A 12,510-nucleotide genomic window follows, 5' to 3' on the forward strand; every position below is an offset into this window, starting at 1 on the left:
ACGTGTTTATACATAGAAATAATTTGAATGTAGTCTATATAAGTTAATTTTAGAAATCACATTTAAATCTAAAATTTCATGAAAAAGTTTTTATTTGTTGCCACCATTTTTTGTGCAGTACTTTCTTGTGACAAAAGAGAAGATAAATCTTTAGAAACAGTCCCTAAAGAAAATGATAAAACAGATTTATTTGCAACTGTAGCATCCAAAAAAGATCCAGTTATTGAGGTTGCTGGTACAAATGAAGTGCAAAAACTAGGTGATTATTACGCTGCAAAAACCATTGGAATATTGGCTTATCAATGGGGATATGCACCGGTTCGAATGGAAGAAACTATGAGGGAATATGTAGATGTGCCAAATCCAAAGCCAAGTACCAGTTATAGAGCGCCATTAAATCAAATAGGCTGGGCAAGATCCCTGCCAACCGCATCCGATGCCGATATGCCGACAGCAAATAACGATACTTTTTACCTGAGTGCTGTGGTAGATTTAAAAGAACCGATGGTTATAATAACTCCTGATACAAAAGATCGTTATTATGTTGTTGATGTTTTTGATATGTACCAGAATCTTATCAGTTATATCGGAAGAAGAACAACAGGTACAAAGGCAGGTAAATTTGCTATTGTGCCTCCGGGATGGAAAGGTAAAATACCTCAGGGAGTTACCAAAGTGATAAATGCTACAACGCCAAAAGTATGGCTTTGGGGCAGATTAGCTGTGAAGGAAGGAGAAAATCTAGATGAACTTCATAAGCTTCAAGACCAATTTAAATTAGTTACTCAAACTGAGTTTAATGGAGGTTCTCCAGCAAAAGCTAATTATAGCCTGCCTTCACTACCACAGATCGATGCAAAGGATAGTCTTGGATTTTATAAAAAACTGGCTTTTGCTATGTCACAAAATCCTATTGCTGAATTTGACAAAGGGTTAGTAGGGCAATTTGAAAAAATTGGACTGACTCCTGGTAAATTTGATCCATCAAAATTAAATAAAGACCAATTAAAAGGTTTATACGATGCAACTTTAGAAGCTCCGCTTACTATTATTGCTTCGGTAAAATCTGCCGCAGCAGTGGTAAACGGCTGGCAGTGGGTAACAAAACTGGATAGCTTTGGTTATGATTATGCTTTGCGTTCAATGATTGCAGGACCTTATTTAGGAGGGCAGGGAGAAAAAGAAGCTTTGTATCCAATTCGCTATACAGATAGTGAAAATAATGAACTTGATGGTAAAAATGTTTATAAAATGACTTTCACAAAAGAACCTCCCGTAAATGCATTTTGGTCTTTGACAATGTATGATGCAAACAATAAACTTTTTGTTAAAAATGAATTGAATCGTTATAAAATCAGTAACGATATGAAAGGTTTTGTGAAAAAAGCTGATGGTACTTTTGAAATTACGATTTCGCATTCAAAACCTGCCGATACTAATAATTGGCTTCCAGCGCCAAAAGGACAATTTTATATGATATTAAGATTTTATCAGCCAACAGAAGAAGTTTTAAGTGGCAAGTATAAAATACCTGAAGTGATTAAACAATAACCTATTTATGATTTGTTTGTTTAAGAAAAAATGATATGGCAGATGTATGTATTTAAGATTGCAACTGAAAACGCAAAAAAGATTAACAAAATTTTTAAATAAAAGTAAAAACCAATTTTGAAAAAGAATCGTAAATAAGCTGATTATAAGTTTTATATAATATAAAAAGAATAAAATGCTTTACAGAAATATCCTGCTTGTAGATGACGACGTAGATGACACCCAATTGTTTTTAGAAGCACTAAAATCTATGCAGACAGCTGCTGTATACCGTACTGTATCAAATCCTAAAACCGCGCTTGCAGAATTAAGAACTGCTGAAGAGCTTCCTGATCTTATCTTTTTGGATTATAATATGCCTATGATAAACGGTCTTGATTTTCTGAAACAGATGAAATTAGAAAAGAAATTGGAACAAATAGAAGTAGTTTTAATTTCGACTCCTCCTGAGGAATTCATGTATGCTTGGCTAAAAAAAAATGATATTTCTGTTGAGTACATTCCAAAACCGGATAATTTTGACGAAATTAAAGCTATGTTCAGACGATTTGTTAAATAATCAAAATCTGCTTGGTAAGCCAGACATCAAAACAGATAAGTTTTGCCTTGTAACTGAATTTTTAAATTTCAATTATACTTTTCGTTGTTGACCTTTGCAAAATAAATATTAGTTATAAGATTATTCAGGTCAGAATTTGATTATTCTATTTTTATAGTTGTATGGAATAAAAAATATTTATCTATTTATATATTGTTCTTCCATTGAAGCTAAAAATTGATTTATTTTCGAATTAAGATTAAGCTAAAGCGAATTTTATTTAAGAAAAAACATGTTGCATATTATAATCTGCAACATGTTTTTTTTATTATGTTTTAGTTCATTAGGTAAATTTGAGATATATAAAAAATTAGCTATGAAAATTAAAATTGTTTTATTCGTTTTAGTGTTGTCAATTATGACATCATTTAAAGTATTCGCCCAGACTACTCAGCCAGGAGAAGTTCTCCCAGACAGAAGGCCTGGTACATTTAAAGGAAAAATTGGAGAAACAACTAAAGATTCAAAACCCGATTTTCCGATCACACGAGAAGCGGCAAAAGATGCTCCTAATGTTGTTCTGATTTTATTGGATGATGTCGGTTTTGGAGCCTCATCGACATTCGGGGGACCAATAGACACTCCAACTGCAGACAGGCTGGCAAAAGAAGGTTTACGATATACCCAATGGCATACAACCTCATTGTGCTCGCCAACTAGAGCTTCTTTGTTAACTGGCAGAAATCATCATGAAGAAGGCTTTGGAGTTGTTGCAGAGATGGCGACAGGATATCCCGGCTATAATGGTATAATGTCAGATGAGACTGCAACAATTGGTACCATTTTAAGAGATAATGGTTATAACACAGCGTGGTTTGGAAAAAATCACAATACTCCAGACTATGAAACCAGTCAGGTAGGCCCTTTCACGCAATGGCCTGTCAATATGGGATTTGAGTATTTTTATGGTTTTAACGGTGGTGACTGTAATCAATACGCACCGCCTTTAATAGAAAATACACAGCCAATATCTCCGCCAATAGACGATCCTGACTATAATTTAACAAAGGATTTAACCGAGAAATGTATAGGATGGATTCGACGTCAAAAGTCAATTGCGCCTAATAAACCTTTTTTCGCTTATTTTGCTCCGGGCGCTACTCATGCTCCCCATCAGCCGCCTAAAGAATGGATTGAAAAATTCAAAGGAAAATTTGATCAGGGCTGGAATAAAGTAAGCGAAGAGACTTTTGAGCGAATGAAAACAAAAGGAATTATTCCTGCGAATGCAAAATATAATCCAATACCTGAAGAAGTGGGTGTATGGGATAAAATGAATGCAGATCAGAAAAAAGTATATGCGAGAATGATGGAAGTATATGCAGCATACCTTGCTTATGTAGATTATGAAGTTGGTTTGCTTGTAGATGCAATAGATGAACTGGGAGCAAGAGATAATACACTAATTATTTATGCAATAGGAGATAATGGGGCGAGTGCAGAAGGAGGTTTCAGCGGAACATTAAATGAAGTGGCGGCAGATTTGAATAGTTATCGTCCTGATGTAGTTAAAGATGCTTTAAGCCGTTTAGATCAAATTGGTGGGCCAGACACTTACAATCATTATCCAATAGGATGGGCGCTTGCCATGAATTCACCTATGAAATATGCAAAAAGAGAATCTTCTCATTTTGGAGGAACCAGAAATGGACTTATTATTTCCTGGCCAAAAGGAATCAAAGACCAAGGCGGAATTCGAACACAATTCAGCCACTGCAATGACATTGCTCCAACTATACTTGAGTCTTGTAAACTTCCCCAGCCAAAAGTGGTAAACGGTGTTAAACAAAAGCCGATGTCGGGAGTAAGTATGTATTACACATTTAATAAAGCAAATGAAAAAGCTCCTACCAAACACGTAACACAATATTTTGAAATGGGAGGAAACCGCGCTATCTATGATAATGGCTGGGTTGCTGCAACAACTCATAACACAAGGCCGTGGCTGGATGAATTTAAAATAGTTCCTCCGGACCAGGATGTTTGGGAGCTATACAACATTACTAACGATTTTACAGAACATGATGATTTAGCGAAAGAAAACCCTAAAAAGCTTGAAGAATTAAAGTTAAAATGGAAAGAAGAAGCCAAGAAATATCAGGTGCTTCCTTTTGATGACAGCACGGTACAGCGTATGGACGCAAAAACGGCCGGGAGGCCAGCTGGTTCTATAGGCGGTCTTACCCATCTTACTTATTATCCTGGAACAACAAGAGTTCCAGAAGGAAGTGCCCCAAATGTAAAAAACAGATCATACACTATTACAGCTGAAATTGATATTCCGCAGGGAGGTGCTGAAGGAGTTTTGGTCACACAGGGAGGTTTATTTGCCGGTTATGTATTAATGATTAAAGATGGAAAACCTGTATTTATTTATAACTGGCTGCAAGAACAGATTACAACGATTGAAGGTAAAGATAAGCTTAGCACAGGAAAACATACCATAAAATTTGATTTTACCTATGATGGCGGTGGAAGAGGAAAAGGAGGAAATGGTGTTTTGAGTGTTGATGGAAAATCAGTTGCGCAAAAACATATTGAAAAAACTATTCCTAACCGTTTTTCATTTGATGAGACTTTTGATGTCGGAGAAGATGCTGGAACTCCTGTTACCCGTGATTATAAAATTCCGTTTAAGTTTACTGGAAAATTAAAACATATTGTAATTGATCTTAAATAGATTATAATGTTTATATTTTGATAGTTATTTAATCCTGAAATTGAAAGAAATAAAGAATTTAAAAAGTCTCAATGTGATTGAGGCTTTTTTTTGCTTTTAAAATTGAGTGATAAATTAATTTTTAACGCGGTTTATTAACAATTAATAATCGCATTGTTAAGCATTTTTTGCCTGAAATGTAATTTTTCCTGAAAATTTCACTTTTGAAGAAAAGAAAATCCGCACCGCCCGAATCAATGAAATGGTCAACTACATCTACTTGGTAAACAATAGATTACGAGCAAAAAAACGGAACAAAAGATGATATTTATCTTTTGTCCCGAGTAGTGACGAGGACAGGACAAATTTCAACATCATTTTTGGATGATTTGAAGTTATTGGCTTACCATATGTAATGTCTGTCTTCCATTGGCTTATTGAATTTGGTTTAGATGTCCTGTTGGGGATTGTCACAAAAAAATATTTTATTTCTTAAATAGTTTTAATAAAATATTTTCGAATAGTCACTTTATTAATCAATAATAATCAAACACTAAAATTTCTTCCAAAACCGGTTTAATATAACTGAAAGCTAGTTCTTCAGTATTGTCTGATTTACTGAATATTTTCAACGATTTTTGATATTTGAGCCGGGCTAATTTCACATTGGTAAATCCTTTTGCCATATCTGCAAAATTTTCTCCAAAAGAAACATCTATAAGACTTGAAACAATACCATACTTTTTTAAAAAGTCACTTCTAAAGTTTTGGTCCTGCTTCAATGATGCATCCGATTTGAATTTGAATAACACTACGTTTACAGCCCTTTGGCCGTTCGATTTGTTTTGGTTTTCACTTGCCTCCAAGCATATGGCTAAGCCTAAAAATAAATGCTTCATTTTGTTAGTTAGCTTTTTCTGCTAAATCCCAAATATAACCAAATGGATCTTGAATTCTTGCTTTCAAATCTCCCCAAAACTGCATTTCAGGTTCAGTAACAATTTTGGCATCCTTATCTTTTCTAATTTCCTTAACCAATGTTCTTACATCATCTACATACAAGTAGAAAACAAAAGGAGGTACTTGTCTTGAAGTATTTGGAGCCGTCGCTTGAAAATCCCAATTTTCTTTATTAAGCACAAAATTGTTTCCACGATAACGAATTCTCGCAAACAGTAATTCGCCGTTATTTTCATCTGCCAACTCAGAGATGGAAACCATTTCCATTACACCAGTGTAAAAATCTATTGCACTTGCTACATCTGGTACGCTGATAGTAGCTGTCAGCCAGTTTAATCCAGGATGTGGATGTGTGCGATGTTCTACATTCTGAAACCAATTTAATTTATCTTTTTGCATGTCTTAATTATTTAGTACTGCAAAGATCGCATGCAAAAAGATTGGATTTTTTGATGTAGATCAAAATCGTCAGCGTTTACGTATTCTGCTTAAAGTTTCTTGTGTTACACGCAAAAAAGAAGCAATATGACCAAGATTAATACGTTGTACTAAACTGGGTTGCTGTTCCATAAGTGATTGATAACGCTCCAAAGCACTTTCAGTATGTAGTGAAGTAATTCTATCTTCCAATATAACACACAGTTCCTCAGCTATTTTTCGGCCAATAAGATTTAACTCTGGGTAGAGTTCATATAAAACCTCTAAATCATCCACAGCAATAGCGTATACTTCTGAGTCTTCTAAAAACTGTATATACTCAGGTGAAGGTTTATTGGCATACATAGGCATTATTGCGCCGAAAATTTGATTCTCTTCTCCAAACCAAACATTAATTTCTTTTTCGTTCCGATTAATATAAGCTCTGAAAACACCTTTCTTTACCACAAAATAGCTTGTTAGTAATTGCCCTTGTTTTAAAAAATGATCGTTTTTTTTCTTTACAAATATTTTCGTTTTTTGATCAATAGCCATTTCGGCAATTGAACTCAGCGTTCCATATTTCTTAAGTTGTTGAATTAATGGATTAATACTATTCATAGCTGCTGGAAAATGATTGTGAACTGATTCTCAAATATCATTAATGCGTTCCTTGATGTTTAAACAAATCCAAATTTATCAATAATTTGTTATTGAAATAAAACAAAAAAACAGAATAAATCAATTTTGCCTCTTTTGAGGTCGGATAATGAGATCTTATATCAATTTTTAAATGATATTTAATTATTATTTGCACAACTTAGTTTAGTAAATTTAGTCTTAAAATCAGCTCTTTTAGCGGTGTTCGAATCCTGTTAAGTTATAGAATAACAACTAAGTTGTCATGTTGTTTTTCCTTTTAAAAATATTCTTTTGCATTTACTGTTTTGTTTTGAGAGTTTTTTGTGAAGAAGAATATAGAAGAAAATATGCTCTAAAGTTACTTTACGTAATAGTGTAAATAAAAAAAATGGCGCCCACTGTCTTCAATTGGCGCCATTTGGCTGTTAAGTGACGGGAACAGGACAAATTTCAACATCTTTTTTGGATGATTTGAAGAAATTGACTTTCTATATGTAGTGTCTGTCTTCCATTGGCTATGTAAATTTGGTTTAGATGTCCTGTTGGGGATTGATGCAAAAAATTATAAAAACTCAATTGGTTCATACCAGTAAACTAAAATACAATTCTACAAATATTATGGAGGATTTGTAAAGATTGTTTTAAGTTGTGGCGGGATTGTCTTTCTTTGGCCTTATGAAATAATTAATTGTTCCATTGGAGCTAAAAATTGGTTTATTTCTCGGCCAGTCTTATCGGTGAATCCAATGGAGGATAAATAGAATTTCAGTCTTTTTCTAATCAGTATCAGATTTTATTTTTTGGTTCAATGATGTTCGTTAGTTCGTTAGTTCGTCTTTATTGTTTTAGCTGTAGGGTAGATCGAAGACAAATGCAATTTCCAATACGCAATGAGATATTAGTTTTTTAGTCTTTTTTTTGAGCTTTTCCCGCTATGCGTTGCAATCTTGTGTGCCGAACAGCGGCACATAAGTATTTCCACTGCTATCGGGGGCTAAAAGGCTGAATCCATTTTATGTTTAGGTTTTCAGTTTTTAGTAATAATTTGAAATAGTGTTGACAAAATGTATAAAATTCGAACCTAAGCTTGTTAGACCATGAATCAGCTGGATTTTTAATTTTCCAACCTGCGTTCAGGCTGAACATACCGATCTATAACCCCGATTTTCATAATTTTTAGATTTAATTTTATTTCGGACCATTTAAATATGGAAAGACCTGCGTCGGGAGAAAATTATCTAAAACAACTACTAATTTAAAGATACAAAAAATTATAGGATATACATCGCCGGTTTTGGCTTGCGGAATATCTTTTCAACGGCAGTGATTTCAAAACACAGAGGGTTTGTACCCAGGTTTCTTACCTGCTGGATTTCCGCTCATTATGGATAAGATCATGGGCAGGTATTGTGTTCAAAAATCGCTTTGAGCTGATCGATTGCCTGCGTTTGGCTGAAATCTGTTTTTGGTATGGCGTCCATTATCTGCGGGCAGTCTCCAAAAGCTTCAGCGGCCATTTTACGGATTAATGAATCGGTGCCTACAGCCAGATTACTGCCGCTGGATTCTGAATAACCAAAAACGAGTTCTTCACTGTCTTTCTTTCCAAAAAAATAAGCAGTATTTCCATAAGTAATCACTCTGCTGGTTCCTCCTGCATTGGGCCTGTTACTGCCTGTTTCTGTAATATAACCGATTCTTGCATTTTTATCATAGATCATGTAAAACCACTTTTTTTTACTTGATCTCGAAAACTTTCCACTTAAAATGTTTGCTGTTACAGCATATAAATTTTCAGCTATATAGGTGGTACCATCAGCATCTTCAAACTCAATTCTTTTGATTTCTCTGCTTGCTATTTTTTCTATTTTACTTCCATCATCAGTTTTGAAATTAACTTTAGAATCAGTGCTTTGCACTTTTTCTGCCAAGCCTTTTTTAATAACCCCATTTTCCATAAATAAAGTTGCTCTAAGGTATTTTGCCTGTAGAGTACTACTAAACAACATCAAAATAAACAGAAAAAAAATAGGATGTTTCATGATCTTTTTAATTTATGAAAGAAATATGTAGAGTGATTTTTCTATGAATCAAGCAAATATAGAAGTAATCTTCAAATTATTTACTACATGAAATCAGGTATATTGTCGGATTTATCGCCTGTTTTGTCTGCTTTTTGTTGGTCAAAAGTATATTTAATATTTATATTCGCAAAAATTTTTTTAATGAAAGTAATATTCCACTTAATAATTTTCAATTGTTTTTTTAACATAAACCTTTACAGTCAAAATGAAACCAATATTACCTACGGATTAAAAGTGGGTGGTATTCATTCCTCCTTTAGTAATCTGCCTGAAACGATAAAAGGCCGTGATAATACTTTTAATAACAGTACTCTGGAAAGCAAAGGCAAATATGGTCTTGAAACGGGATTTTTTCTTAACTGTAAACTGTATGATACTCGTGTTGCTATACAACCTGAAATCTTATTTAGACAGTCTGGAGAAACCGTGAAATATCGAGATGTTGTTGGGAAAGAATTTGAACTTGGACTTAATTATGCTTATTTAGAAATAGGTGCTTTATACAAAGTTTATCCTTACGAAGGTTTAAATCTAGGATTTGGAGCTTTCTACGGAATCAATTTATCTCCTAATGATATTAGTTATTCCTCTAATGAAGCGGACGGAATGTATGATGTAGCAACAAGACAGTTCTACAAAGATGGTCTTGATGGTGCTGGTGATTTTGCGCTTTGTTTTGCATTGGGTTATGAGCTTCATAAAAGTATTCACTTCGATTTTCGCTATTATCTGGGTGTAAAAGATATGGTTAAAAGCAATGCATCTTCTTTTCAGTTTATAGAGAACCAAAACAAAAGCAGTGTTTTTTGTTTTTCTGTAGGCTATAGTTTTCATAAATGGTAATTAAAAAATAATGAAAAAAATTATTCTTCTGTTTTTATTGATAAGCACAAAATCAGTTTTCGCGCAAAGCGAGAGAGAAATTACATACGGCCTTTTTGCGGGAGGTATTTATTCGAAAATGTCCAATCTTCCAGACGTTATTGTGCCAAAAGGTATTTACGACGGTTACACTTTAAAAGAGGAAGGAAAATTTGGAGGAGCTGGCGGTTTTTTCATTAACTGGAAATATCCTTATGCAAAATTGGCAATTCAAACTGAGGTTTCTTATTCTGGTCAGTCAACAGATTTGAATTATGAAGATATCAAAGGACTGAAATATAAAATGACTTTTGCTTTCAACTATATTAATGTGGGGGCACAGCTTAAGTTTTATCCTTACAAGGGATTTTACATTGGAGCGGGTCCATATGTCGGATTTAATATCTCGGGTGATAATATCAAATATTCATCAAATGCACAGGAAATATTTGCTGAATCAGGAGTTCCTTTTGAAACAGATGCAAATGTTCAAAAAGTACTTAGAGAATCTTTGAGCGGCAAAAATTACTTCTACGGAATGCTTGCAGCAGGATACGAATTTAGCTCTAACTTTTCTATTGGAGCACGATATGCCATTGGACTTTCGGATGCTTTAATGACGGAAGAAAATGGACATCGCTACAGCGAAAACAAAAACAAAGTCAATAGTATTTCATTGATTATAGGTTACTCTTTTGACTTTGATGATTTAGGGAATTTTTAGAAAAACAGTATCGTAACAATCAGTTTTACTATGAATAAAAAGATTTTTTTACTGGTAATTTTAATCACAGTATTTACTGTAAGTCTGACATTCTCGCAGCAAAAAGTACTGCCTGGAGCTGTTCCAGATCCTTTTTTTTGGTTAAAATCTAAAAGTGCAGGCGAAAGTTATTACTGGGAGAGTCTTGTAGACAATAAAGAAGCAAAAGTATCTCTTCAAAAACAAGATGGAGCTGTTTTTAATTTTAATCCAAGTATTGTTTTTGATACTGCCCATGATTCATTAATTGTTCCGTTAGGCGTTAACAGCAAAAGACGTCATACCCTTTTTATGGTGTATAAAGTAAAAGACAGTTTAAAGGAACAGTTTTTATGGACCATAAATGATCCTCAAAAAATAATAGCTACGGCAACAAATAAAAGATTGGTCGATTTAAAGAAATATTCTTACCAGTCCTATCAGGAAAAAATCAAACCCCATAAAGCCAATATTCATTTCTTTCAACAGCATGTTACTGATAGTGTTGCAAAGTTGTCATCGCTTATTATTGGCCAGAAATCAAAATCAGAAAAACTACCGCCAGAAGATTTTAAAGGAAGCATAAGCGAAATTTTGGTTTACAGCCGTGTTTTAAATGGTTTAGAAACTCAAAAAGCAGCAAGTTATTTGGCTGTAAAATACGGGATTTCACTTTCCCAGTTTGATAATAAAAACTATTTAAACAGTAAAGGAGAAACTATTTGGGATGTCGATAAACATAAAGGATTTACATCTTCTATAACCGCAGTTGGTCGTGATGATGCCAGCGGATTGCTGCAAGTAAAGAGCAGTAATATGGCAGAAGAAGGGCTTTTGACAATCGAAATGAAAAGTAAAACAAATACGATTCCTAATAATTACTTTACTTTTTGGAGTGATAATGGCAAAAATCTTCTAGTTAAAAAACAAGAACAAGGAGAGCCGATTGGAGTTTCGAGAGAATGGCAATTGGATTTTACAAATCCATCAGATTTGAGTTTAGACTGGTCTTTTAACCCATCTTTTATAAAAGGAACGCTGCCTAAAGATACTTATTACTGGTTATTGGTTGATTATTCGGGAAAAGGAACTTATGATGAGAATGATTCAGAATATATACGTTTGGCTAGTACTGCCAGTACAGAGAAATTAGTTTTAAATGATTTTGATTGGAACAAACATAAATCTGGAACAGCAAAATTTACTTTAAAAGTAGCACCAGAAATGTTCAGCAGAGTCTGGATTACAGAATCCATTTGTGGTGTAACAGGTTCAGGTGAATTAAATTATACTATTGAAGGGGGTGAAGCGCCTTTTACCGTTACTGTTAAAAAAGAAGGAAGTGAAGCCGTTGTAAAACAATGGAATCAGGCTGCAAAAAGTCAGAGTGGAGTACAGCTTTCTTCGGGAACTTATGATTATATCGTAAAAGATAAAAGAGGCAATCTGTATGCTGAAACTGTATTTGTTGCCGATAAAGAAGGAACTTTTCCTAACCTGAAATCGGAGTATTTATTGACAGATGGTAATGCGGTGCTTTTGGATGCAAGTGAGGGTCTTCCAACGGGAAATTATCAATATGAATGGTTTTACGAAGGTAATTTTGTTGATGATAATCCAAAAATTCTAATAGATCAAGCCGGCGATTACGAGCTGAGATTGATAAATGATCTAGAATGTAAAACGTCTAAGAAAATTAGTGTGCTAACAGACGGTCAGGAAATTACAGATCGCAGTGTTTTGATCTTATATCCAAATCCTACACCCGACGGCAAATTTGCTCTTGCAATGCAGTTTCCTAAAAAGACGAATGCCACAATAAGTATTTATTCTTTGACAGGATCACTTTTAAAAGAAAAAAAATACAGCCAGATCGAAACTTATCTGCATGAAGATACTATCACAGCACCTTCTGGAATGTATCTGGTACAGGTAAAATCAGATTTTGGCACTAAAGCCTTTAAAGTTATTGTGAAATAATTCTACAGTCGAAGAA

The 12,510-nt window shown here is 34.1% G+C and carries 10 protein-coding genes; 6 read left to right on the forward strand and 4 right to left on the reverse strand.

Going from position 1 to position 12,510, the window contains the following annotated elements; genetic code table 11:
- Positions 1-78 precede the first annotated feature (78 nt).
- The 3 genes from EG814_RS07590 to EG814_RS07600 all read left to right on the forward strand — a co-directional run bounded on the left by EG814_RS07590 (position 79) and on the right by EG814_RS07600 (position 4,829).
- A complete protein-coding gene (locus tag EG814_RS07590; protein ID WP_125720535.1) occupies positions 79-1,551 on the forward strand; it encodes a DUF1254 domain-containing protein in 1,473 nt (490 codons plus the stop codon).
- 175 nt (positions 1,552-1,726) lie between these two features.
- Complete coding sequence (locus tag EG814_RS07595) at positions 1,727-2,110, forward strand: response regulator (protein ID WP_125720537.1); 384 nt, start codon at positions 1,727-1,729, stop codon at positions 2,108-2,110.
- Positions 2,111-2,465: 355 nt separating this feature from the next.
- Positions 2,466-4,829 (forward strand): arylsulfatase, encoded by a 2,364-nt coding sequence (locus EG814_RS07600; RefSeq protein ID WP_125720539.1) that lies wholly within the window; start codon positions 2,466-2,468, stop codon positions 4,827-4,829.
- Positions 4,830-5,344: 515 nt separating this feature from the next.
- Here the strand turns inward: EG814_RS07600 and EG814_RS07610 are convergent.
- From EG814_RS07610 to EG814_RS07625, 4 genes are all read right to left on the reverse strand, one after another.
- Positions 5,345-5,707 (reverse strand): Dabb family protein, encoded by a 363-nt coding sequence (locus EG814_RS07610; RefSeq protein WP_125720541.1) that lies wholly within the window; start codon positions 5,705-5,707, stop codon positions 5,345-5,347.
- A 4-nt stretch (positions 5,708-5,711) separates the two neighbouring features.
- Entirely contained in the window at positions 5,712-6,167 is a 456-nt protein-coding gene (locus EG814_RS07615; RefSeq protein ID WP_125720543.1) for a VOC family protein, read from the reverse strand.
- 69 nt (positions 6,168-6,236) lie between these two features.
- Positions 6,237-6,806 carry a Crp/Fnr family transcriptional regulator gene (locus EG814_RS07620; RefSeq protein ID WP_125720545.1) on the reverse strand — a complete coding sequence of 190 codons (570 nt, stop codon included), beginning with the start codon at positions 6,804-6,806 and terminating at the stop codon, positions 6,237-6,239.
- A gap of 1,415 nt (positions 6,807-8,221) precedes the next feature.
- A complete protein-coding gene (locus tag EG814_RS07625; protein ID WP_125720547.1) occupies positions 8,222-8,869 on the reverse strand; it encodes a hypothetical protein in 648 nt (215 codons plus the stop codon).
- 183 nt (positions 8,870-9,052) lie between these two features.
- Between EG814_RS07625 and EG814_RS07630 the strand changes: the two genes are divergently transcribed.
- Genes EG814_RS07630 through EG814_RS07640 form a run of 3 tightly spaced genes read left to right on the forward strand, consistent with a single transcriptional unit; the run spans position 9,053 to position 12,494 of the window.
- A complete protein-coding gene (locus tag EG814_RS07630; RefSeq protein ID WP_125720549.1) occupies positions 9,053-9,754 on the forward strand; it encodes an outer membrane beta-barrel protein in 702 nt (233 codons plus the stop codon).
- 10 nt (positions 9,755-9,764) lie between these two features.
- The gene (locus tag EG814_RS07635) at positions 9,765-10,496 is read left to right on the forward strand and encodes an outer membrane beta-barrel protein (protein ID WP_125720551.1); all 732 of its coding nucleotides are present in this window, start codon (positions 9,765-9,767) and stop codon (positions 10,494-10,496) included.
- Between the two features lie 30 nt (positions 10,497-10,526).
- The gene (locus EG814_RS07640; RefSeq protein ID WP_125720554.1) at positions 10,527-12,494 is read left to right on the forward strand and encodes a T9SS type A sorting domain-containing protein; all 1,968 of its coding nucleotides are present in this window, start codon (positions 10,527-10,529) and stop codon (positions 12,492-12,494) included.
- The last annotated feature ends 16 nt before the right edge of the window (positions 12,495-12,510 follow it).

This window comes from Flavobacterium ustbae, assembly GCF_003946915.1.
Classification (GTDB): domain Bacteria; phylum Bacteroidota; class Bacteroidia; order Flavobacteriales; family Flavobacteriaceae; genus Flavobacterium; species Flavobacterium ustbae.